At 52.0% G+C, this 24,010-nt stretch carries 19 protein-coding genes; 15 read left to right on the plus strand and 4 right to left on the minus strand.

Annotated elements, in window-relative coordinates:
- Positions 1 to 35 precede the first annotated feature (35 nt).
- The 3 genes from BBD42_RS32680 (at position 36) to BBD42_RS17400 (ending at position 6,162) form a co-directional block, all read left to right on the plus strand.
- Positions 36 to 2,066, plus strand: a complete 2,031-nt coding sequence (locus tag BBD42_RS32680; RefSeq protein WP_099519185.1) for an ABC transporter ATP-binding protein — start codon at positions 36 to 38, stop codon at positions 2,064 to 2,066.
- A 23-nt stretch (positions 2,067 to 2,089) separates the two neighbouring features.
- Entirely contained in the window at positions 2,090 to 2,359 is a 270-nt protein-coding gene (locus tag BBD42_RS17395) for a glutaredoxin family protein (protein WP_056041432.1), read from the plus strand.
- Between the two features lie 857 nt (positions 2,360 to 3,216).
- Positions 3,217 to 6,162: an S-layer homology domain-containing protein gene (locus tag BBD42_RS17400; protein WP_348272569.1), complete on the plus strand. Its 2,946-nt coding sequence runs from the start codon at positions 3,217 to 3,219 to the stop codon at positions 6,160 to 6,162.
- A 67-nt stretch (positions 6,163 to 6,229) separates the two neighbouring features.
- On the opposite strand, the gene BBD42_RS17405 is transcribed toward BBD42_RS17400, so the two are convergent.
- Positions 6,230 to 6,526, minus strand: a complete 297-nt coding sequence (locus BBD42_RS17405) for a DUF6509 family protein (protein WP_099519187.1) — start codon at positions 6,524 to 6,526, stop codon at positions 6,230 to 6,232.
- Between the two features lie 416 nt (positions 6,527 to 6,942).
- On the opposite strand from BBD42_RS17405, the gene BBD42_RS17410 reads away from it, so the two are divergent.
- The 7 genes from BBD42_RS17410 to BBD42_RS17440 all read left to right on the plus strand — a co-directional run bounded on the left by BBD42_RS17410 (position 6,943) and on the right by BBD42_RS17440 (position 14,132).
- A complete protein-coding gene (locus BBD42_RS17410) occupies positions 6,943 to 7,650 on the plus strand; it encodes a response regulator transcription factor (RefSeq protein ID WP_099519188.1) in 708 nt (235 codons plus the stop codon).
- Positions 7,647 to 9,119, plus strand: a complete 1,473-nt coding sequence (locus tag BBD42_RS17415; protein WP_099519189.1) for a sensor histidine kinase — start codon at positions 7,647 to 7,649, stop codon at positions 9,117 to 9,119. Before BBD42_RS17410 ends, BBD42_RS17415 begins: the two co-directional genes overlap by 4 nt.
- 338 nt (positions 9,120 to 9,457) lie before the next feature.
- Positions 9,458 to 10,123 carry a GntR family transcriptional regulator gene (locus BBD42_RS17420; RefSeq protein WP_099519190.1) on the plus strand — a complete coding sequence of 222 codons (666 nt, stop codon included), beginning with the start codon at positions 9,458 to 9,460 and terminating at the stop codon, positions 10,121 to 10,123.
- Positions 10,124 to 10,147: 24 nt separating this feature from the next.
- Positions 10,148 to 11,839 carry a dihydroxy-acid dehydratase gene (gene ilvD, locus BBD42_RS17425; protein ID WP_099519191.1) on the plus strand — a complete coding sequence of 564 codons (1,692 nt, stop codon included), beginning with the start codon at positions 10,148 to 10,150 and terminating at the stop codon, positions 11,837 to 11,839.
- A 127-nt stretch (positions 11,840 to 11,966) separates the two neighbouring features.
- The gene (locus BBD42_RS17430; protein WP_099519192.1) at positions 11,967 to 12,770 is read left to right on the plus strand and encodes a PepSY domain-containing protein; all 804 of its coding nucleotides are present in this window, start codon (positions 11,967 to 11,969) and stop codon (positions 12,768 to 12,770) included.
- Positions 12,771 to 12,893: 123 nt separating this feature from the next.
- A complete protein-coding gene (locus tag BBD42_RS17435; RefSeq protein ID WP_099519193.1) occupies positions 12,894 to 13,535 on the plus strand; it encodes a PepSY domain-containing protein in 642 nt (213 codons plus the stop codon).
- Between the two features lie 180 nt (positions 13,536 to 13,715).
- Complete coding sequence (locus BBD42_RS17440) at positions 13,716 to 14,132, plus strand: GNAT family N-acetyltransferase (RefSeq protein ID WP_099519194.1); 417 nt, start codon at positions 13,716 to 13,718, stop codon at positions 14,130 to 14,132.
- Positions 14,133 to 14,271: 139 nt separating this feature from the next.
- On the opposite strand, the gene BBD42_RS17445 is transcribed toward BBD42_RS17440, so the two are convergent.
- Entirely contained in the window at positions 14,272 to 15,234 is a 963-nt protein-coding gene (locus tag BBD42_RS17445) for an RluA family pseudouridine synthase (RefSeq protein ID WP_099519195.1), read from the minus strand.
- A 201-nt stretch (positions 15,235 to 15,435) separates the two neighbouring features.
- Between BBD42_RS17445 and BBD42_RS17450 the strand changes: the two genes are divergently transcribed.
- The gene (locus tag BBD42_RS17450) at positions 15,436 to 15,744 is read left to right on the plus strand and encodes a hypothetical protein (RefSeq protein ID WP_099519196.1); all 309 of its coding nucleotides are present in this window, start codon (positions 15,436 to 15,438) and stop codon (positions 15,742 to 15,744) included.
- Between the two features lie 95 nt (positions 15,745 to 15,839).
- On the opposite strand, the gene BBD42_RS17455 is transcribed toward BBD42_RS17450, so the two are convergent.
- Together BBD42_RS17455 and BBD42_RS17460 are read right to left on the minus strand one after the other, a co-directional pair.
- Positions 15,840 to 17,168, minus strand: a complete 1,329-nt coding sequence (locus BBD42_RS17455; RefSeq protein WP_216364843.1) for a dicarboxylate/amino acid:cation symporter — start codon at positions 17,166 to 17,168, stop codon at positions 15,840 to 15,842.
- A 115-nt stretch (positions 17,169 to 17,283) separates the two neighbouring features.
- A complete protein-coding gene (locus BBD42_RS17460; protein ID WP_099519197.1) occupies positions 17,284 to 18,324 on the minus strand; it encodes a DctP family TRAP transporter solute-binding subunit in 1,041 nt (346 codons plus the stop codon).
- 106 nt (positions 18,325 to 18,430) lie between these two features.
- Between BBD42_RS17460 and BBD42_RS17465 the strand changes: the two genes are divergently transcribed.
- The 4 genes from BBD42_RS17465 (at position 18,431) to BBD42_RS17480 (ending at position 23,994) form a co-directional block, all read left to right on the plus strand.
- A complete protein-coding gene (locus BBD42_RS17465) occupies positions 18,431 to 20,023 on the plus strand; it encodes an ATP-binding protein (protein WP_099519198.1) in 1,593 nt (530 codons plus the stop codon).
- Between the two features lie 74 nt (positions 20,024 to 20,097).
- Positions 20,098 to 20,826, plus strand: a complete 729-nt coding sequence (locus BBD42_RS17470) for a response regulator (RefSeq protein ID WP_099521659.1) — start codon at positions 20,098 to 20,100, stop codon at positions 20,824 to 20,826.
- A 102-nt stretch (positions 20,827 to 20,928) separates the two neighbouring features.
- Entirely contained in the window at positions 20,929 to 22,347 is a 1,419-nt protein-coding gene (locus BBD42_RS17475) for an NAD-dependent malic enzyme (protein ID WP_172455533.1), read from the plus strand.
- Positions 22,348 to 22,710: 363 nt separating this feature from the next.
- The gene (locus tag BBD42_RS17480; protein ID WP_099519199.1) at positions 22,711 to 23,994 is read left to right on the plus strand and encodes a class II aldolase/adducin family protein; all 1,284 of its coding nucleotides are present in this window, start codon (positions 22,711 to 22,713) and stop codon (positions 23,992 to 23,994) included.
- The last annotated feature ends 16 nt before the right edge of the window (positions 23,995 to 24,010 follow it).

Raw genomic sequence — 24,010 nt, forward strand, 5'->3', positions numbered from 1 at the left:
GCTTGATAGAAGGAAGGCGGAAGGAGGCAGCGTAAATGAGCCAATTGCTTACGATGGAGCATCTGACGGTTGATTTTAAGACGAAACGGGGCTTGCTTAGAGCCATTACAGACGTTTCGCTTCATATTGCGCCTGGGGAAACGGTATGTCTCGTTGGCGAATCCGGCAGCGGCAAAACGATTACGTCCAAAGCCATCATGCGCCTGATCGACTATGAGAACGGCGTTATTGCCGGAGGCAGCATGAGGCTCGGTGATGCGGATCTCGTCGCGATGCCGGAGAAGGAGCTGCGCGCGCTGCGGGGCAAGCGGATGGCGATGGTTTTTCAAGAGCCGATGGCGGCGTTTGATCCGATTTTTACAATTGGGAGCCAAATTACCGAGGTTATTGAACGCCATCAGCGTGGCAAAAAGCGCGAGGCGTGGGAACGCGCTGTCCATTTGCTGCGCCGGGTCGGCATTCCTGAGCCGGAGGCGCGGATGAAGCAGTATCCGGGCGAGCTGTCGGGAGGCATGCTGCAGCGGGCTATGATCGCCATGGCGCTCGCTTGCGGGCCAGAGCTGCTGATTGCGGATGAGCCTACGACGGCTCTGGATGTGACGATACAGGCACAAATTCTTCATTTGCTGCAAGAGCTTAAAGAAGAATTTAATATGGGGATTTTGCTAGTCACGCATGATATGGGCATTGCCGCCGAGATGGCGGATCGCATTATCGTCATGTATGCTGGGCAGGTTGTCGAGCAAGCGACCGCAGCCGAGCTATTCGGGCAGCCGCATCATCCGTATACGAGAGGGCTGCTGCAATCGATTACGACGATGGACAGCGACCGCAGCGTCAAGCTTCATTCCATCGAGGGCTCTATCCCGAGCTTATCGGAGCTGCCGTCCGGCTGCCGTTTTCACCCGCGCTGCTCCTACGCGACGGATAGATGCCGCAGCGAAAGCCCGCCGCTGCTTGCGATAGGCGAACGTCTGAGCGCATGCTGGCATGCCGAGCAGCTCGTTCAATCCGCAGAATGGGCAGCTAGTGCCGGGCTAACCAATGCAATAACCGCTGAGTCTCCGATTGTGGCTCTCCAAGAGGCTGGCCAGCAAGGCGAAAATCTGTTCGAGGTAAGCGGGCTAAGTAAATTTTATCCGATCCAGAGAGGCTTGCTGCATCGTTCAGGCCCGCAGGTCAGAGCGGTGGACAACGTTTCGTTTTCTATAAAAAAAGGGGAAACCTTTGGCCTCGTCGGGGAGTCTGGCAGCGGCAAATCGACGCTTGGGCGGGTCATTTTGCAATTGGAGCAGGCGACGGCTGGCAGCGTTAAGTTTCAGGGCAGGGAGCTGACCGGGCAAAGCAGCTCGGAGCTGCGGCAGGCGCGGCGCGATATGCAAATTGTTTTTCAGGACCCGTATGGCTCGGTTAATCCGCGCTGGCGCATCGGCGACATTATCGGCGAGCCGCTGCGCGTCCATGACAATGCTGCCAGCAAGGAAAGAAAAGCGCGCGTAGAGGAGCTCATGGAGCTAGTCGGGCTGAAAGCAGACTGGTACAGCCGCTATCCGCATGAATTTTCCGGCGGGCAGCGCCAGCGTATTGGAATTGCCCGTGCCATCGCGCTTAATCCAAGCTTTATTCTCGCGGATGAAGCGGTATCGGCGCTTGATGTGTCGGTGCAGGCGCAAATCGTCAATCTCATGCAGCATTTGCAGCAAAAAATGAATCTGACCTATTTGTTTATCGCCCATGGGCTGAATATCGTCAGACATATTTCCGACCGGATCGGCGTCATGTATTTGGGCAAGCTGGTCGAAATTGCGCCCAGCGAGGAACTGTTTCTCCGCCCAGCGCATCCGTATACGCAAGGATTAATTGCTTCCATCCCCCAGCCCGGCCCCGGGCGAACGCGAACATTTCGCGCGATTGAAGGAGAAATCCCCTCTCCGGCCAATCCGCCATCCGGCTGCCGCTTTCATACGCGCTGCCCTATGGCAACGGAGCGCTGCAGGGAGGCGGAGCCCGAACTGCAGCTTATTGGCAGCGAGCATTATGCCGCTTGCCACTATGTATTAGGTTAATATTTATAAAGGAGGCTGTAACGATGTCCGCAGCAAAAAAGGTAATTGTATGGAGCAAAACAGGCTGCCAGTATTGTGGCACAGTGAAACAATTTTTGGAGCAAAACAACCAGCCCTATGAAAATATCGATATTGAAGGCAAAGATTATTTGCGCGACGTCCTTGAAGCCAAATACGGCATCCGCCACGTTCCTGTAGTAGAAATCGGCAGCGACGGCGTCTACACCGCCGTTACGGACTGGGATTTGGAAAAAATCAAGGCACTGATCTCACCTGCCCCAGTAGCAGGCTAAGCGCTTCGAAATCGTGCGAAGCCCACTGCCCGTCAACTCAGATGTAGCTTGTTACAGCTGAGTTGACGGTCTAGGGGCAGAGACGGGAAGAAGCGCTAACAGCTCCTCTAGGGTGTATATGCAAACCGGAGCATGCAATTGCTGCCAAGAGCATAGAGCTCTTGTCGCTCCCTTTTTATTGGAGGACTGAGTTTCCGCTATTCTGGATTTTGAATCGATTTCAGGCCGTAAGCGGACAGGAAAACCGTTATGGTCCTCCTTGGGGCCGTCAAAATGGCTAAAGGCAGCATAATAGCGGCTCCTGAGTCCGCATCCTATGCGAAAACCCTTGATTCTGTTGAAATAGCGGCTGCTTTGTCCGCCGAGTCAAAAAATATTTAGAGTTCCTAACCATAACTTTTTGAAGGTTTAAGAGGGAAAGACTGTCCATCAGTAGGTTTATGTTACTGACGGATGGTTTTTCCTTTTTCTTTATTGTAGCTGAACAGGGAGAGGGGGGAAGGAGCGGAGAGAAAGGTTGGCACTGGAGGAAAGCATCTTCGTAAGCATGGACTATTGTTTTCGGATTTCTACCTCAGCGAGGAATAATATAAGAAATCCGAAAACAACAGCGGCTGGAAGCGGGGCCTTTCTCGCAGCAGCGATCATCGCACCTGACCCCCGAAAATGGTTCAACATATAATTTTCTTCCCCCTGATTTTTCCATGATATAAAAACCAATTTTAAGGGTATAAATACCAGCCTTAAATAGAGTAAAATAGTTTAGATAACGAACTTGGCGCAGGCAAATTTCGAACCGCACAAATGTTTGCGCTTACAGAAACAGGAACTTTATGATGGAAAGGGTGGAATTTATATTGGTTATTCGGATATTTGGCAGCTTGCTGACAGCAGCGGCATTAACGGCCTCTTTAGTGGGAAGCGCAGCAGCTGCGGCTCCGGCCCCAGCTCCAGCGGCAGACAAAAACAGCAGCAAAACGGCACCACAGCAGCCCGCTTATGATTGGGGAAGGGCGAAGGTCGTGGGTGGCGGCTTTGTGCCCGGCATTGTGTATAATCCTTCCGAGAAGGATTTAATTTATGCGCGGACGGACATTGGCGGCGCGTATCGCTTCGATCCCGCGACGCAAAGCTGGATTCAGCTCTTGGATTTTGTCGGCTTCGAGGAATGGAGCATGCTGGGCGTAGAAAGCATCGCGACGGACCCTGTGGAGACGAATCGGGTTTATGCGGCGGTAGGCACGTATACGAACGATTGGACAGATACGCCGGGCATGATTTTGCGCTCGACGGACAAAGGAAACAGCTGGCAGCGGACAGTGCTCCCGTTCAAGCTTGGCGGCAATATGCCGGGGCGCTCGATGGGCGAGCGACTGGTCATCGATCCGAATGATAACCGGATTTTGTATCTCGGGGCGCGCAGCGGCAATGGTCTGTGGCGCAGTACGGATTACGGAGAGACCTGGAGCAAGGTGGACAGCTTTACAGCGAGCGGCAACGTAAAGGATTATTTTGACGATATCGTTGGCGTGGCTTGGATTACGTTCGATCAAGCGACGGGCTCGAAGGGCAAAAAGTCGCAAACGATTTATGTAGGCGTAGCTGACAATGAGCAAAGCATATACCGCAGCACGGACGGCGGGGAAACATGGGAAGCAGTAGCGGGGCAGCCGAAGCAAGGTTTTGTGCCGCATCATGGGGTGTTGGACGGCAAAGGCCATCTATACGTTACATATAATGAATTTGTCGGCCCTTATGATGGCGGCAAAGGCGCTGTGTGGAAGCTGGATACCACAACCGGCGTATGGACCGATATTAGCCCTACCGGAAATACGGACAATCCGTATGGCGGACTGGCAGTAGATGCGCGGCAGCCGAATACGCTAATGGTAGCGACGATGAACAAATGGTGGCCGGATGATGTCATTTACCGCAGCACGAATGGCGGCGCGACATGGGAGCCTTTCTGGACGCTCGATTTTTCGGAAAATCCGAACCGGGAAAATCGTTTTACGATTGAATATGCGGATTCCCCTTGGCTGGATTGGGGCGAGAAAAAAGAGCTTCCCGAAATTGCGCCGAAGCTTGGCTGGATGATTGGCGATTTGGAAATTGATCCATTCAATTCGGACAATATGATGTACGGCACGGGCGCAACGCTGTTCGGCGCGAGCAACTTAACGGATTTTGATAAAGACAAAAAGGTCGATATTACCGTCATGGCAGACGGTATTGAAGAAACAGCTGTGCTTGGCCTCATCAGCCCGCCGTCAGGGGCGCCATTGCTGAGCGCGATGGGCGATATTGGCGGCTTCCGCCATGAAAGCCTGGACCAAGCGCCGGAGATGATTACGAGCCCGTATATCGGTACGAGCACGGATATTGATTTTGCCGAGCTGAAGCCAGATATCGTCGTGCGTGTCGGCCATGCGGAAGGGACAGCAGCAAGAATGGGCGTTTCCACAGATAACGGCAAAACGTGGACGCCGGCAGCGAACGCCTGGACAGCGGCGGATGAGGACAAAACAAGCGGCGGTTTTGCTGCTGTAAGCGCAGACGGCAGTGCTATCGTATGGAGCCCGAGCAGCGCGGATGAACAGACAGCGCGGCCAGTCAGCTACTCCACCGATTTAGGAAAAACGTGGACGGCATCGAAGGGCTTGCCTGAAAAGGCTCGCGTATCGGCAGATCGGGTAAATCCGAAGCTCTTCTACGGCTTCGCCGCGGGTGCGTTCTACGTCAGCAAGGATGGCGGAGCGACTTTCACGGCATCGAAGGCGACAGGCTTGCCGCAAGTAATTACAAGCAACTTCAAGGCGATGCCAGGCAAAGAAGGCGACATTTGGATCGCTGGAGCCAAAGACAATAAAAAAGTCGAAAGCGCCTATGGCTTATGGCATTCGGCCGATGCAGGCAAGACGTTTGCGAAGGTTGTAGGCGTGGAGGAAGCGGCAACGATTGGTTTTGGCAAAGCGGCACCGGGAAAAACAAATATGACGCTTTATTCCTACGCGAAGATCGGCGGCACATATGGCATTTTCCGCTCGAAGGACCTCGGCAAAAACTGGGTTCGCATCAATGATGACCAGCATCAATTCGGTTCCGCTAATACGGCGATTACAGGCGATCCAAGGGTCTACGGCCGTGTGTATATGGCGACGAATGGACTGGGGATTGTCGTTGGCGAATTGAAGGATGGCATTAGCTATGAATTCACCGATTTGAGCGGCGTGTATGCGGAAGCGCAGCAGGCGATTGCTTTTTTATATGGCAAGGGCGTTATAACAGGGAAAAATGATACGGAGTTCCAGCCGGGTGCGCAGGTAACTAGAGCAGAGTTCGTCAAGCTGCTGGTGGGTACGCTCGGACTTGTGCCAGAGGGCACATCAAGCTTTGCGGATGTAACTGCAAGCGCATGGTATGCGCCATATATTGCCGCAGCTGAGAAAGCGGGCATTACAGCGCTTCTGGCGCAAGCAAGCGGCGGAGAAGGCAGCTTATTTGAGCCGAACGAGCCGATTACACGGCAGGATATGGCGGTAATGCTTGCGAGCGGCTGGAAAGCGACAGGCCAGACGCTGCCGGAGCTGCCTGCTGGCAGCGTGCCAGTGTTCACCGATAGTCAGACCATTGCTGCTTATGCGAAGGATACAGTAGCGCTGGTGGGACAAGCGGGATTAATGAAAGGCAAGCCGGACGGCAGCTTCGGCGCGATTGATCCGACCAACCGTGCGGATGCGACGGTCGTTATCTATAGGCTTCATACGCTATTCTCGCAAGCTCAGGCAGCAAAAACAGAGTAATAAATAAAGGGCTGGCTCGCAAGCAGATGTATATGCTTGCGGGCCAGCCCTATTTTTCAACAGCCTTCTATTCGTCTGCTTCGTGCCAATGCTCCTGGCAGAAGGCAAGCACAAGCTGCTCTTCCTCGTCTTCCAGCTCAAAATCCAAAATGCGCTCGGTCTCGCGCTCGATAATTTCGTGCTTGGCAATTTTGGCTTGGTCGCCATCCTTGGCAAATACAGCACGTACATAAAGCCCTTTAGGCGAATAAATATCGTCGTCCTCGGCTGCTTCAATATCGATAATAAACTCGTAGCGTTTACCGGTTAAAATGCCGAAAGGGTCTTTAATATATTGCACGCTGTAGCTGGAAATTTCAATCATCGTATCATCCTTTGATGTGGTTTTCCCTCCATTATAGCAGAGTTGCTTCGCGAAGGCAGGCTTTCCTATGTATAAGCTGGATTTATTAGCTCGGTTTATGTGCTTTGTCGGTATTGTCGCCTTTAGGCGGCAGGACGGAGATAGCGATTACAAGTTGTGCCAAATAACGGCGGAGCTTCATCACATGGACCCCCTCGCATAATCATATACAAGCTTGTAGCTATTATTAATCGCGTTGTCGAAATTTGAAACAGAAGTATTCCAATTTATTGGAATAACAGTTTGTCATTTGGGCATTCGCGGCTGCTGCTTGGCTCGGTTGTTGCTTCCTCTGCCACAAATAGCCTAATATAAACGTAATCACACATGCTGGATTAAGGATGTGGGCAGGAGCGGAGAGACAGGGAGGGACAGCGATGAATGAGTCCATATTAATTGTAGAGGATGAGCAGAAAATCGCACGGGTGCTGGAAATTGAGCTGGAAGCGGAAGGTTATCGCGTTTCCAAGGCGAATGACGGCTTGCAGGCGCTTGAGCTGTACCGCACAGGCGAATGGGATCTAGTATTGCTTGACGTTATGCTTCCAGGCATTAGCGGCATCGAAATTTTACGGCGAATCCGGGCGACCGATGCTGCGACGCCTGTTATTTTGCTGACGGCGAAAAGCTCCGTAGAGGACAAGGTGTCGGGGCTTGATTTGGGCGCTAACGATTATATGACGAAGCCTTTTCAAATTGAGGAGCTGCTGGCGAGAATTCGGGCGGCACTTAGACAGCGCTTGATTCCCTCAGAGGCAGGCGGCGTACAATTAGTGGACGGGACATGGCTGCTGGCTGGCGATTTAAAGCTGAATGAGACGACGCGCGAAGTTATTCGTTCGGGCAAAAGCATCGAGCTGACGCCGCGTGAATTTGATCTGCTCAGCTATCTGCTGAAGCATCAGCGCCAAGTGCTGGGGCGCGAGCAAATAGTTGAGGCAGTCTGGGGCTACGACTACTACGGCGACACGAACGTTGTTGATGTGTACATTCGCTATGTGCGCAAAAAGGTCGATACAGGCTTTGCCAGCGAGCTCATCCATACGGTGCGCGGAGTCGGCTACGTGCTCAAGGAAGCGCAATGAAGCTGCGCAGCCGGATACATCTTTATTCCTCTGCCTTGTTCGCGGTTTTGCTCGTAGCTATGAACCTGTCCGTTTATGCGCTATTCAGCAAATTGACGATGACAAGCCAAATGGAGCGGGTGGAGGCAGAAGCGCTGAAAATTTCCGAAGGCATGCTGAAGTCGGCCGGGACGGTTCCGATCGCAGATTTGCTGCGTGCATATGTGCCCCTGAATGGCATGCTGCGCATGGTGACAGCCGAAGGGGCGGACAAGCTGCTGGTCACTGCGCCAAGCGAGCAGCAGCTTAGCGAGCGGGAAGCTGTTTATGCAGCGGAGAAGCGAATTGAAAGCATTGATTTCAAGGGGAATAGCTACGCGCTTGTATCGATTCCCGTCATTTGGACGGATGGCGCGGTCGTCAATATTCAGGTGACGGAAAGTGTGCAGGACACGGCAGACCAGCTGAAGGTGCTGCAAATTGTTTTGCTGGCGGTAACAGCCATCGCAATGATTCCTGTTGTGGCTTCAGGGCGCCTGCTCGGAAGCATCATCGTGCGTCCCATCGCCCATATGACGCATACGATGCGGGCGATCCAGCGCAGCGGCACGTTTATCAAAATCCAGCCGGAAGGCCAGTCGCAGGATGAGCTTGCGGAAATGGGAGCGACCTTCAATGAGATGATCGCCTTGCTGGAAACGAATTTTGAGAAGCAGGAGCAGTTTGTTTCGAATGCCTCCCATGAGCTGAAAACGCCGCTTACGGTCATTGAAAGCTACGCGAGCTTATTGAAGCGCCGGGGGCTGGATCGCCCCGACCTGTTCGTCGAATCGATCGATGCGATTCACTCCGAGGCGGTGCGAATGAAGGAGATGACCGAACAGCTGCTAATGCTGGCCCGCAACAAGGAGCAGTGGAACTTAACGATGGAGAGCGTTGATCTGGCGCAGCTCGCAAGCGAGTCGTCCAAAGCCTTCCAGAAGGCATATGGACGGGATATTCAGGTACGGCTCGCCAGCGCAAGCAGCAGTGGCAGCGAAAGCAGTGGCGGCAAGGTGGATCGGGCAGGCTTAGAGGCAGCGGAGTTTCCGCCATCTTCGGAGGTCGGAGCGGATGGCGGGATACCGGGTATTTACGGGTATGCCGATGCGAATAAGCTGCGCCAATTGCTGTTCATCCTGCTGGATAATGCGCGCAAATACAGCAGCGCTGCGATTACGCTGGAAGTTGGCGCGAGCAGCGATTACAGCGTGATCCGGGTCATAGACCGGGGCATCGGCATTCCGCAGGCCGCGCTGTCTAAAGTATTCGACCGGTTTTACCGGGTCGATGAGGCAAGAAGCCGCCAGGACGTTGGCGGCGCCGGTCTTGGCCTCGCGTTGGCGAAGGAAATCGCCGCAGCTATTGGCGCAAGCCTAACGCTTGCAAGCGAGGAAGGCGTCGGAACGACGGCGACGATTAAAGTGAAAAGAACGGAAGCTGAAAAATAACAGCTATCCGATGCTAGAAGCAGCCCGAAGCAGTCCGGAGGGGCTGCTTTCTTTTTTTTATATAGGAAAGGATATGATTTCTCATACTCTCTATATATCTCGGACTGAAACGCGCCGCGCCGCCAGAGGATGGCGAAGCCGTTTCACCTTGAAATATAGGAAAGGATATTCTAATGCAATCCTTTCTCTCTATTTCTCGGACTGAAACGCGCTGCGCCGCCAAAGGAAGGCGCCAGCCGTTTCACCTTGTCTAAACGGGTAAACAAAGGAATGGATAAAAAAAAGATTGATATACGTATATGTATGCGATATATTACATACAAGAAAGGAAGATGCGTATGCCTATTCCGAGCCATTTTACAACACCGATAAAAATTTCAGCGAAGGAACGAGCGCTTTCCCAAATTCAGCGATGGATTATTGATGGTACCTTGCTTCCCGGAGAGAAGATTGGCGATGCAGAGCTGGCGGAAGCTTTAGGGGTCAGCAGGACGCCCGTCCGCGAAGCTTTGCAAATTCTTGAAGTGCAGAAGCTCGTGGAGGTGTATCCGGGCAACTATACGAAGGTCAAGAGTTTGGAGAAATCCGATATTTTGAAAATGTATTCGACGCTGGCCTCCTTGCACGCATTAGCGGCAGAGACGGCTGCCAGCGTCATTGTGCCCGAACAAATTGAGCAGCTGAAGCAGTTGAATGCCGAATTCTCAGCGGCGATTGAACAGGGGCTGCCCTTTCAGGCGATGGAGCTGGACGAGCAGTTTCATAATGTGATCGTGGAGGCCGCAGATAATGAATACCTGGCCTCTTACAGCGCTTCGCTTCAGGTACATATTCGCCGCTTTAAATATGTGTTTCTAAAACAGCCTGTTCAGGCGACGCATGTATCAGCCGAAGAACATCAGGCAATTATTGAAGCTATGGAGGCTGGCGACCCTGAACGGGCGTCTGCCATGATGAAGCAAAATTTATTGCGCCCTATGCGCGAGCTTTATGCCATTATTTAACCAACGATGAGGGGATGGATGGACATGTCCGAGAAGGAAGATTTGCGTGGACGCAGCAAGGATATAAGCGAAGGGGTAAACCGGATGCCGAACCGGGCCATGCTGCGGGCAGTAGGGTTTCAGGATGAGGATTTCAAAAAACCGATGGTGGGCGTCGCCAGCACATGGAGCGAAGTAACGCCTTGCAACATTCATATCGACCAGCTGGCGCGGGAAGCGAAGGCGGGGGTCAAGCAGCATGGCGGGGCTCCGCTTATTTTTAATACGATTACGGTGTCGGATGGCATTTCGATGGGACATGAGGGGATGCTGTTCTCGCTGCCGAGCCGGGAAACGATTGCCGATTCCATTGAACTGGTCGTTAATGCTGAGCGGTTTGACGGGCTGGTGGCGATTGGCGGCTGTGACAAAAATACTCCGGCTTGCCTGATGGCCATTGGACGGATGAACCTTCCGTCTGTTTATGTATATGGCGGCACGATTCAGCCAGGCAAGCTGCATGGCAAGGATGTTGATATCGTTACTGCCTTTGAAGCAGTAGGGAAATATCAGGAAGGACAGCTGACGGATGAGGAGCTGCATGAGGTAGAATGCAGCGTATGTCCAGGTGCTGGCGCATGCGGCGGAATGTACACGGCGAATACGATGGCTTCGGCGGCAGAAGCGATGGGCATGGCGCTCCCCGGCTCCTCCTCCACGCCAGCCATTGCCCCGAATAAATCGGTGGAATGTACGGAAGCGGGCAAAGCGGTTATTGAGCTGCTGAGAAAAAATATTCGGCCCCGCGATATTATGACGCTGAAAGCTTTCGAAAATGCGATTACCGTCGTGATGGCGCTCGGCGGTTCAACGAATGCGCTGCTTCATCTGCTGGCGATTGCGCATTCGGCTGGCGTGAAGCTGACGCTGGATGATTTTGAACGGGTGCGCAGCCGCGTTCCCCATCTGGCTGACTTGAAGCCAAGCGGCAAATATGTGATGCAGGATTTGAACAATATCGGCGGTGTGCCGGGCGTGATGAAGCTGCTGCTTGAAAAAGGGCTGCTGCACGGAGACTGCATGACCGTAACGGGCAAGACGCTTGCAGAAAACTTGGCCGAAGCCGAGCCGTTGGAAAGCGGACAAGATGTCATTCGTTCCTTCGAGCAGCCATTAAAGCCGACAGGACCTTTGGTTGTATTGAAAGGCAATTTGGCGCCTGAAGGGGCAGTAGCTAAAATGTCGGGCCTTAAAAAGATGCGTTTTAGCGGCCCAGCCCGAGTATACGACAGCGAGCAAGAGGCTGCCGATGCGATTGCGCGTGATGACATCAAAAAAGGCGATGTGCTCGTCATTCGATACGTCGGGCCGAAGGGCGGACCCGGCATGCCGGAAATGCTCTCCATTACGGCGATGATTAGCGGAAAAGGGCTCGGCGGCGAAGTTGCGCTTATGACCGATGGCCGCTTCTCGGGCGGCTCGCACGGTTTTGTTGTCGGACACGTCACGCCTGAGGCTCAGGTTGGCGGGCCAATCGGCTTGCTGCAAGAGGGGGATATCATCACGATCGACAGCGAGACGCAGGAAATGAACATGGAAATTTCGCCGCAGGAATTTGAGGCGAGACTTGCGAAGTGGGTACAGCCGCCGCTCAAAGTAAGAACAGGCGTGCTGGGCAAATATGCCCGGCTCGTATCCTCCGCTTCAAAAGGCGCGGTAACCGATCTGGATTTGTAAACAGCATGGACCAGGTTGTAGTTCTCACCAAATTCTAATCCACAGGTTATATAATAGGTTGTAATACAGCATGCCTTTCGAGCTATGAGCTTGAAAGGCATGTTTCTGATCTAGATGGGGTGTAACGATGGGACAACAGCGAAAGAAACTGATGCTTGGCATAACGATAGCTTGTATGGTCATTATCTGTATTGCCGGAGGATTATGGTGGCAATCCGCTGCTGACGCGCGGCCTTCCATTACGGAGGAGCAAGCGAGCGAGCAGGTTCTTCAGCAATATGTTGGGAAAATCGTTAGCGCTAAGCTGGGCGATAACGTCTATGAAGTTAAGCTGCAGGCTGATAAAGGCATATATGATGTCGCTGTCGATGCGAAAGGCGGAGGCATCGTTTCAATAAAGCTAATAGATGGCGGGCTGCCTGCTGCCGGGGAAACACCTCCCGTTTCCTCATCCAATCAGCCAACTGATCCCTCAGCTTCGGAGCAAGCGGCAGAGCCGACGCCGGGCCAGAGCCCAGTGGCAACGCCGAGCCAGGAGCCAAGCACAAGTCCAGCGCCAAATCCCAGCCCAGAGCCAAGTTTAAGTCCGGGACCAAATCCAAGCCCAGGGCAAAGCTCAAGTCCAGCAACGAATTCAAGCCCAAAACCAAGTCTGAAGCCGAGTGACGGAAACGGCAACGGAGGAAAAACGCCAGCGGCGTCACCTGCCAAGCAGGGCATATCTCCAGATGAAGCGGAAGCGATTGCGCTCAAGCAAATTAAAGGCAAGGTGGAGGACATCGAGCTGAAAAGCTCCGACCGCAGCCGGTATTATTTAGTCGAAATCGATACGCCAGACGACCGCGAGGCAACGGTACAGGTGCATGCTGTAACGGGAGCCATTATGTCGATCACATGGGATGAGGACGACGACGATCGAGAAGACGATTAAGTTTAAATGAGCGCCAGCTCAGCTTTTTATCATCAAATTCTAATGTTGCTGTCATGGTCATCTCATTTGCCGCAGGTAAAGTAAAGGTGAGACAAGCGAGAGGCATTTGAAAATGGGAGGAACATGATGATGAATAAAAAAATCTGGATAGGCGTTGTATCGGTAACTTTGGCGCTCGGCGCAATGGGCGGTGCAGCCACAGCTGCTTCAAATACGAAAACCTTAATCGGCAAAGCCGAAGCGAAAAAAATCGCCTTGAAGCATGTAGAAGGCCGTATTGACGGGGTAGACCTGGAGCGGAATCAAACGGGTATTTTTTATGAGGTGGAAGTCGAGCGCGGAGCCTATCAGAATGAAGTCGATGTGCATATTGATGCTTACAGCGGCAAGCTGTTAGGCATTTATGACAGCGACGATGATGACGACGACCGCCGTGCAGCTCAAGCGACAGCTGGAGCAGGAACAGCGTCGAACGCAGGGACGGTGAATCAGCCAGCAGCGAGCCCGTCAACAAGTACGGGAACGGCAGCTTTAAAGACGGCTGAGCAAGCCGGAGCCATTGCGGTTGCTAAAGTTGGAGGAACGGTAGTCAAGGTAGAACGCGATCGTGAAGATGGCAAAATCATTTACGAGGTCGATTTGCGCATCACTGGCGGCAAAGCTGAAGTAGAAGTCGATGCAGCAACGGGAAAAGTGCTGTCCGTGGATAAAGATTACCACGATGATGATGACTACGATGACGATGATCATTATGATGGGGATTAAGCAATAGGCTAATCCCTCAAACAAAAAAAGAGGCAGCCTTGGACGAGAAAGCTAAGTCCCAGGCTGCCTTTTTTTGAGTTAGCCTATCCCGTTTCGCGGGCTTTCACGCAGCATTGGAATTGTCAGCGATGGATACGCCAAGTAAAATGGAGTAGTTAATAAGCGTAAGGAGTGAGTTAGTTGAAAATTTCAGAAATAAGCTATGAGAATAATCAAAAAGAAATATCGAGATTGCTGGAATTGCACAGCGAAGCCGCTAACATGAATATTCCTCCCTATAAACGCGAAGTTATCTCCCTCGCTGCTTATGAAAATGATACATATATTGGCGGCGTTACCGGCGATATGGTTTGGAATATCTTGAATGTACACCTTTTGGCGGTCGATCCCTCTTACAGGGGAAATGGATTGGGTGGAGCCCTTCTGAATGAAATTGAAGCCCTGGCACGGCAACGCGGCTGCAAGGTTAGCGAGTTAACTACAATGAGTTGGCAAGCTCCGCATTTTTATCAAAAACAAGGATACGAAATTTTTGGTGAAATGAAGGATTGCCCTAACGAAGGCCATACTAAGTTTTATTTAAAGAAAAATCTTTAAGGCTCAAATAGTCATAGGCATGCCATTATTCAGCCGATATTTATATTTTGCTTGGTCATTGCATCATGAAAAAGGGAAGGGAGCATAAGCCGATGCTCCCTTCCCTTCTTATAGCAGGCGCAAAGCTGCTTATGCAGCTTTAGCGCTGTTTTCTCGGTGCTTGCCCAGCTTGCGGGGCTGGAGCTGCATTTTTAAACGGATTAAGAAACAGCTTGGGAATGCCCGTATCAAAACGGAGCAGCTTGCCGGTGTGCGGATGCTCGAAAGCAAGCACGCGCGCATGGAGGCCGAGTCTGCCGATAGGCTTGAGCCTTGCTCCATATTTTTTATCCCCGGTAATCGGATGGCCGATGTCCTCCATATGGACGCGGATCTGATTTTTGCGGCCAGTCTCCAAATGCACTTCCAATAAGGAGAAGCTGTCGTTGGCCTGAATCATCTTATAGTGGGTTACGGCATGCTGTCCGTCATTCGGATGGGAGCTGGAATACATTTTCAGCGTGCTGCTTTCCTTGAGCCACGATTGGATCGTGCCTTCGGGCTTGCGTACTTTGCCTTCGACAAGCGCTACATAGGAGCGTTCCTTGACGGCTTCCTGCCAGTTGTTTTGGAGCGATTGCTGCACCTTCTCGGTTTTGGCAAACATCATGACACCCGAGGTGTCACGGTCCAAGCGATGCACGACGAAAATCCGATTTTTCGGATCAAAGGTTCGAACATGCGCCGTTAGCTGGCGGTAAGCGGTAACCTCCTGCTCGTCCTTGGAGGAAGCGATGGACAGCAGTCCCGCGTCCTTCTGTACGACGATAATGGCGTCGTCCTCATGCAAAATAGTGAGACCCATCAGTGGCGGCGCTTCTACCGCTTTTTCTGTATTTATGCTAACCGTCTGCCCGACTTCGAGCGGAAAATTATATTTCGTTTGTACGCGCTTATCGACCGATACTTGCCCGCGCGCCAAAACTGATTTTACCGAATTGCGTCCCATGCTGGCCAAGTGGATCAATAAAAAAGCCAGCAGCTCGGACGGTTCATTGACCGTGAATTGCTTGGCCTGCGCGGCTTTACGCGGCTTGCCGCCTTCATTATGCTTCCTAGACATGCTTAAATACCCCCTGCTTGTTCACTGCTGCTATCACTATACCACGGTTGGATGGAATAATTCTATGTAGGGCGGTTGAAAAATGGCGGATGGGCCCGCTTACGGCCTGAATTCGGGTTGAAAGCGTGAATAGCGGAACATCTGTCCGGCAAAAAAAGTGAGTGGAGTGAGGAGCGGTGAAGGGAAATAGACGGATTTAATTTGAAACAATTTCTATTAAAAGAGGACCCATTTGAGAAAGCTGTTGAAGGTTTTTGGTTATATGCAAATAGTTGGCTAGCGGATGAGCCAGAAGAATTTTTTGCTGCTTTTAGAACATTCGATCTATCATCAATCCAGTTAGAAAGAGAGAAGATAGCATATGTGATTCATTATCGTTTTAATGAACCGATTGAATTTGTTCAAACAACCTTGAATGTATATTTAAACGGCAAGTATACTGCTTTCTATCATTTCCTTCAGAAATTAGATGGGGAAGGGATGGATGATTCAATAAGTTTCAAAATCTAATAGTCATCTTATAACCGACAAAAGCGCAGTGGTCCTGTATTGGCAGGACGCTGCGCTTTTGTATGCTTTAGTGAGCAAGTTAGTTGAAGCCGAGCTTATGACTGCTCCGCAGCAGGCTTAACCAGCTTACCAGCGAGACCCGTGCTTGCAGCAGCAGAAGTAGGCTCGGCTTTCGCGGTTACAGCTGCTTCCGGCGCGCCATCTGGATGAAATTCATTTTCCATCTTGGCGACGACGACGGTTGCGACGCCATTGCCGATCAGGTTCGTGATGGCGCGGGCCTCGGACATGAAGCGGTCAACGCCGAGCAGCAGCGCCATGCCAGCAACAGGAATGCTCGGGAAAGCGGCAAGCGTCGCCGCGAGCGTAATAAAACCGGAGCCCGTAACGCCTGCGGCTCCCTTGGATGTCAGCATCAGTATGCCGAGCAGCGTAATTTGCTGCCAAAGCGACATCTCAACGCCTGAGGCCTGAGCGACGAACATCGCGGCCATGGACAAATAAATTGCCGTACCGTCAAGGTTGAACGAGTACCCGGTTGGAACGACGAGCCCAACGACGGGCTTGGAGCAGCCGTATTTTTCAAGCTTATCCATCATGCGCGGCAGCGCCGATTCGGAGGACGAAGTGCCAAGCACGAGAAAAATTTCATCCTTGATATAACGGATAAAGCTGAAAATGCTAAAGCCATAAAAACGGGCAATCGAGCCAAGCACTATGATGATGAACAGCGCCATCGTCATATAGACGGACCCCATCAGCTTGCCCAGCGAGGTCAGCGAGCCAATGCCGAACTTGCCGATTGTGTATGACATAGCGCCGAAAGCAGCAAGCGGCGAAAGCTTCATAATCATATTGACGATGCCGAAAAAGCCATGCGACAGCTTGTCAAACAGCTGGATTACGGGTTTTGCAGACTCGCCCATTGCCGTGAGCGACAAGCCGAACAAAATCGCGAATAGAAGAATCGGCAGCAAGTCGCCGCCAGCCATGGCCGAAATGACGTTATCCGGAATAATGCCGAGAATAAAATCCACCATGCTATGGCTGGACTGGGCAGCTGCGTCGGTGTACTTCGTAATGTCGCCGCTCGCCTTGCTGGCATCAATGCCTGCGCCCGGCTTCACGATATTGACGACGAGGAGACCGATCGCAAGCGCTAGCGTCGTCACAATTTCAAAATAGAGCAGCGCTTTGCCGCCGATGCGGCCGACTTTTTTCATATCGCCCATATTGGCAATGCCGTTTACGACGGTGAAAAAGACGATGGGCGCAATAACCATTTTGATCAGCTTAATAAATCCATCGGCAAGCACTTTCATTTTCTCGCCAAACTCCGGGAAGAAATGGCCGAATAAAATACCAACAACGATAGCACACACGACTTGGACGGTTAGGTTTTTCAGGTTGAATTTCAGCTTCATGAGGAGGTCCCCACTTTCTTTTATCAAAATGAAAACGCTTTACTTTCGTTTGCGTCCTCATTGTAAAAGAAGGTGAGCCCCTGTCACAAGCATACGGTCATATTGTTCGTTTTGGTTATTTTGGTCGCGCGATTTCATTCATCAGCGGTTCCCCGATAATCTCGCGGTATTGGTCATAAATCGGCAGAAAAGCCTGTACCCATTGCTCACGCTCCTGCGGGGTTAGCGTATGAATGTCAATATCCTTCAATGGCTTGAGCTGGCGAAGCTGCTGCTCCTGCATGGCTGCTGTATTTTGCTTCATCCACTCGGTTGTTTCTGCAAGCGCGCTTTGCAGCTCGGCCTGAATGCCCGGGGGGAGCCCGTCCCAGAAGCTTTCGTTAAACATGACGCCATAGCCGAGATAGCCATGATTGCTAATCGTCATATAATGCTGTGTCTGGTAAAGCTGCTTCGTAAAAATGTTGGAAATCGTATTTTCCTGTCCATCTACAGTGCCTTTTTTTAAGCTTGCAAATACTTCGTTGAAGGGAATTTTGCTTGTAGTGGCTCCTAGTGCCTGAAACTGGCTGACCAGCACGTCGCTTGGCAATATGCGAAAATTCAGCCCTTTAAAATCCGCGGGAACCCGCAGTGGACGGACGCTGTCGGTCATTTGCTTAAAGCCGTTGCTCCAGAAGGCAGCACCCTTTATATGATGCCGCTCCATTGAGGCAAATAAAAGCTCGCCTAATGTGCCATCAAGCGCCGAATCGACGGCCCGCTGATCAGCGAAAGCAAACGGCAGGTCCATAATGAGCCAAGCGGGGTCAATGACGCTGAGATTGGAGTAGGCTGGCGCAATCATTTGGATATCACCACGTTTGAGTGCCGCGACCTCCGTATCCTCGGTATACAGCATGCCGTTTGGAAATACTTGAATTTCAACGGCGTCATTGGTCTTTTCTTTGACGAGCTTGGCGAAATGGCTTGCCGCCAGCCCTTTCGGTGTATTTTCCGCGACCACATGGCTGAATTTAATGACGATCCGCTCTTTTAGTCCTGTCTGTTCTTCATCATAGGGCAGGGAACGAGTCGCCTCGGGACGAAAGCCGAACAAAATGGCCGCCAGCAAACCAACAGCAATAAAGCTGATCATGCCGATTGCGGTTTTCATATTTGAACTACCTCCCTGTGGCCAATTTAGCAGCGTTTGCCGCAGTTGCTATTTTACCCTCATTATTTCACAATAGAGAAAAAACGTAAAATACGGAGGAGAAGCGATGCTTAGCCGCCTGCGAATTTATTGGAAAATGATTTTGCTATCGTTTGGACTCGTTCTCCTCTCGCTGCTTATTGGTGGCATTGTTGTGATTGGCAGCGTCACCCGGATGAAGGAGGACGAGCTTAAGCAGCGGCTGTTGATTACGGCCCGCACTGTTGCCGAGCTGCCGAGCATTAAAAATCAAATCAATGAACCGGATAGCGCAAGCTGGATTGCGCCCGTTGCAGACAATATCCGCATCATCAACAATGTGGCGTATGTCGTCGTACTGGACATGAATCGGACGCGGCTATCGCATCCATTGGCGGCGAGGATCGGCGGCAAGTTTGAATCGGCGGATGCGGACGCGGCGTTTGCCGAGCACACGTATATGTCCAAGGTGAAAGGGGAGGCGGGTGTTGCGCTGCGCGCTTATGTCCCGGTCATGAATGAGGCGCATGAGCAGGTAGGCGTCGTCGTGGCCGGCGGGCTGCTGCCAGGGCTGGCGAAGCTGATTGAGGAGCAGCAAAGCTCGATTGCGCTTACGCTGCTGATCGCTTTATTGTTTGGGATTTTCGGGTCTGCGCTGCTTGCCCGCCACATTAAGCGGCAAATGTACAATTTGGAGCCGCATGAAATTGCCCGCATGTATGGGGAGCGCTCGGCAGCTTTTCAGGCGATGCATGAAGGGGTCATTGCGATTGACCGCCTTGAGCGGATTACGATTTTTAATGAGCGGGCGAGGCAGATTTTCAGCGTATCCCGTGACGTAGTGGGCTTGTCAATCCGTGAAGTGCTGCCGGATACGCGGCTGCCGGAAATTATGGAGCTGGAGCGTCCCGTGTTCAATCAGGAGCTGCGAGTGGGCAATGCGCTCATATGGAGCAATCGCATTCCGATTCGTGAGCAAGGAAAAATAATCGGGGCCATCGCGATTTTTCAAGATCGGACCGAGGTGGCCCGTATGGCAGAGGAATTGACGGGTGTGCAGGAGTTCGTCGATGCGCTGCGGGTGCAAAATCATGAGCATAGCAACAAGCTGCATACGATTGCGGGACTGCTTCAACTGGATAAAAAGGAACAGGCACTGCAGTATGTATACGACATTTCCGGTGAGCAGGAGGAGCTGACGCAGTTTCTGCATCAGCATATTGCGGATGACAGCCTGGCAGGCCTGCTGCTTGGCAAAATCAGCCGGGGCAAGGAGCTGGGCATTCAGGTCAAGCTTGATCCTCATATGGAGGTAAAGCAGTTTCCCATTATGCTGGATCAGCATGATATGGTGCTGCTTATCGGCAATTTGATTGAAAATGCTTTTGACGCGCTGGCAAAAGCGGATCGAACAAATAAGGAAATTTATGTTAGTATGGAGCAGGATGAAGAGCTGCTGTCCATTCTAGTTGAAGACAATGGCTGCGGCATGACAGAAGAGGTGCAGTCGCGTGTGCTGGAGCGGGGCTTTACGACGAAAGGCAGCGATAATCGCGGCATTGGACTGTATTTGGTAGGCAGCATCGTCCATAAGGGCGATGGAGAGCTGCGCATTCAGTCGGAGCTAGGAAGCGGCACGGTTATAGAGCTAACATTTCCGATGGGAGGAGCTGGCGGGTGAACGTGAAGGCGGAGAACAAGGACAAGGTGCAGGACGGACGTTTTTTTAAAGTGGTGCTAATCGAAGATGATCCTATGGTGCAGGAGGTTAACCGCCAGTTTGTTGAGCAAGTAGACGGCTTTCAGGTCGTTGGCATTGCGGGGAACGGAGCAGAAGGCTTGCGTCTCATTCGTGAGCTTGCGCCGGATCTGGTGTTTCTTGATGTTTTTATGCCAGCGCTGGACGGAAGGGCTGCGCTGCGGGAGCTGCGCTCAGCGGCAATGCCCGTTGATGTTATTGTGGTAACGGCGGCGAAAGATCCGGAGACGATTCGCGAAATGCTGCGCGGAGGCGCGATGGATTATATAATTAAGCCGTTCAAGCTGGAACGGATTCGCCAAACACTAGAGCGTTATCGCGATCGCCATGAAAGCTTGTTGTCAGCAGAAAAGGCTGTGAGCCAAGATGATCTGGATCGCATGCTGCTTGGTGGGGAAACCTGGGCGCAAGGACAGAAGCCGGGTTATGGGGAGCAGGAAACTGGGCCGGCAGAACAAGCCTCATTTGCTGGGCTGGATGAGCAGCAAAGCAGCCTGCCTAAGGGGCTAAATGCGGCCACATTGCGGCAAATCGTCGAGGCCATGCATCGCTTGGAGGGCGGGGTTTCGGCGGAGGAAGCAGCCGAGGGCATCGGCATTGCTAGAGTAACGGCAAGGCGCTACTTGGATTTTTTGGAGAAGAGCGGTTATGTGAAGCTGGAAATCAACTATGGCGGAGTAGGACGCCCGATCAATCGCTACGTATTGCAGCAAAAACCAAAATGACCAAAATCAACAATATGGCCAAAAGCTTCCCACGTTTTCATGTAACCGTTAACATGAAGGCAAATAGCAAGCGCTCAAGCGTTTGATGGGAGTGTGGTCAGGGTGGCAGTGCCGGCAACGGGAAGCACGAATATCGTATTGCGTTTGGAAATGGACAAGGAAACGTCAACCTTCGGGCGGATTGCTACGGCAATTGGCGAAGCGGGCGGCGACATTGTAGCAGTTGACGTCAGCGGTACAAGCAAAACATCAACGATTCGCGATGTGACGGTCAATATAACGGATACGCAGCGCAAAGAGCTAATTGTAAGCGTATTAAATAAATCGCCAGGCGTAAAGGTGCTTCAAGTATCGGACCAGACCTTCCTTATGCATCTGGGAGGCAAAATCGAAGTCACGCCAAAAATGACGATTAAAACGCGCGATGATCTGTCACGGGTATATACGCCGGGCGTCGCCAATATTTGCATGGCGATACATGAAAGCCCGAAGCGGGCCCACTCGCTCACGATAAAAAGAAATACGATAGCCGTCGTATCGGACGGAACCGCCGTATTAGGGCTCGGCAATATCGGGCCGCTCGCGGCGATGCCGGTCATGGAGGGCAAGGCGATGCTGTTCAAGCAGCTCGCAGGAGTGGATGCTTTTCCGATCTGCCTCGATACACAGGATACGGAAGAGATTATTGCGACGATTAAGCGCATTGCCCCTACATTCGGCGGTATTAATCTTGAGGATATTTCGTCGCCGCGCTGCTTTGAAATTGAAAGGCGTCTTATTGAGGAACTGGACATCCCGGTGTTCCACGATGATCAGCATGGCACAGCGGTGGTGCTGCTTGCAGGCCTTATTAATGCGGTCAAGCTGGCAGGCAAGCAGCTTGCGGACTGCAAGATCGTGCTATGCGGCGTTGGCGCAGCAGGAATTGCCTGCACAAAAATTTTGCTCGCGGCAGGTGTGCGGAACATCATCGGGGTTGACCGTGATGGCGCACTTGTCGCTGGCAGCAGCTACGAGCATGAAGCATGGAGATGGTATGCGGAGCATACGAATCCAAGCCGGGAGCAGGGCAAGCTGAGCGAAGTCATTGCGGGTGCAGATATTTTTATCGGCGTATCCGGGCCGGGCGTGCTGAAGGCGGAGGATGTTCGCAAAATGGCGAAGGATGCCATTGTGTTCGCGATGGCGAATCCAACGCCGGAAATAACGCCAGAGGAAGCGGAAGGCCTTGTGCGCGTCATTGCGACGGGCCGGTCGGATTACCCAAATCAGATCAATAATGTATTATGCTTTCCCGGATTGTTCCGTGGCGTATTGGACTGCCGGGCGTCGCGGGTGACAGAGGAGATGAAGCTCGCTGCCGCAGAGGCGATTGCTGCGGTGGTTACCGAGGATGAGCTGAATGAATATTACATCATTCCGAGCATATTTAATCCGCATGTGGCGGATCGCGTCAAAGAGGCAGTCATTGAAGCAGCTTATGCTTCGGGCGTTGCCCGCAGGCGAGAGCGCAAGCTGTAGTTTGAAATTGGCGAGGGTGCTGGATATGGGACAAAGAAATATTTAGATTTGTATATAGATTGAAAAGTAGGAATGCTTCGGGGCTATTTATAGGCCTGAGGCATTCTTTTTTTTGAAAGATAGAAGAGTATATGATTTTTCGATTCTTTCGCTATCTTTCACCCTCGAAACGGAGGTTTTTCCGCCAGAGGATGGCGACAGCCGTCTACGCTTGACGTGTAAGGCAAGAGGATTCGCCGCGGGACTCTGCTTTATTTTTGAGTGAAAAGGTTAAAAGAAATGTAAGAAAAATCACTTTCAAAAACAAACAAAAGTAATACAATATAAACAAAGATATTGAACGCGAAAAAGGGGGACACGCAAATGGAATTTACCTTATTACATCCTTCCGATCAACTGGTCATGATGATGGAGCGCATTTACGGTTATGGCATGACGACGACTTCAGGCGGCAATTTATCGATTTTGGACGATAACGGTGATCTTTGGATTACGCCTGCGGGCATCGACAAGGGAGAGCTGACGCGGCAGGACATCGTTTGTGTGAAGGCGGACGGTACGATTGCGGGCAATCATCGGCCATCGAGCGAATACCCGTTTCATCAAATGATTTATCGCAGAAGGCCGGAAATTCGGGCGGTTGTTCATGCGCATCCTCCAGCGCTGGTGGCCTTCAGCATGGTGCGTAAAGTGCCTAATGTCCGCCTGCTGCCGAATGATTATTTGATCTGTGGCGAGGTAGGCATGGCGAAATACGGCTTGCCGGGAAGCGCGGAGCTGGGTGAAAATATAGCGGACGTATTCAGCGAAGGGCTGAACACGATTATGCTGGAAAATCACGGCGTCGTGGTAGGCGGCCGCGATTTATTTGAAGCTTTTCAAAGATTCGAGACGCTGGAATATTGCGCCCGGATGGAAATACAGGCGAACCGGATTGGGACGCCAGTAACGCTGCGGGGCGAACAGCTCGCGGATACGCGCGAGGTGCTGCTGGAGGAGTTTGTACCGGATTTTTACAGCAGTGAGGAGAAGGAAGCACGCCGGGAGATGTGCAAGCTCATTAAGCGTTCTTACGATCAGCGGCTGTTTACGAGCACGCAGGGCACCTTTTCCCATCGGGTCGGTGAAAATTCCTTCATTATTACGCCGTATGATCAGGACCGTAAATATGTGGAGCCAGCGGATCTCGTACGCATCGACGGCGGGAAGAAAGAGGCGGGCAAGGTGCCAAGCCGCTCAGTACAGTTTCATCAGCATATTTATGAGACGCAGCCTCATGTAAACTCGGTTATTATTGCGCATCCGCCTAATATTATGGCGTTTGCGGTGACAGAGGAGCTGCTGGATTCGCGGACGATTCCGGAAAGCTATATTTTGCTGCGGAATATTCCTAAGCTTCCTCATGGGGATTTGTATACGAAGCCGCAGGAGGCAGCGCAGCTTTTCCAAGAGAACACGCCCATCGTCATTGCCAAAAATGACTGCGTCATCGTCACCGGGCAAAGCCTGCTGAACGCCTTCGACCGCCTGGAGGTCGCCGAATACAGCGCGAAAGCGACCATATCAGCGAAAAACATTGGAGCTATTGTGCATATGGAGCAGTCGAGGATTGCGGAGCTGGAGCAGGCTTTTGGGTTGAAGGAGTAGGCTAGTTGGTAGATAG

It is taken from the genome of Paenibacillus sp. BIHB 4019 (genome assembly GCF_002741035.1).
In the GTDB taxonomy this organism is placed as follows: domain Bacteria; phylum Bacillota; class Bacilli; order Paenibacillales; family Paenibacillaceae; genus Pristimantibacillus.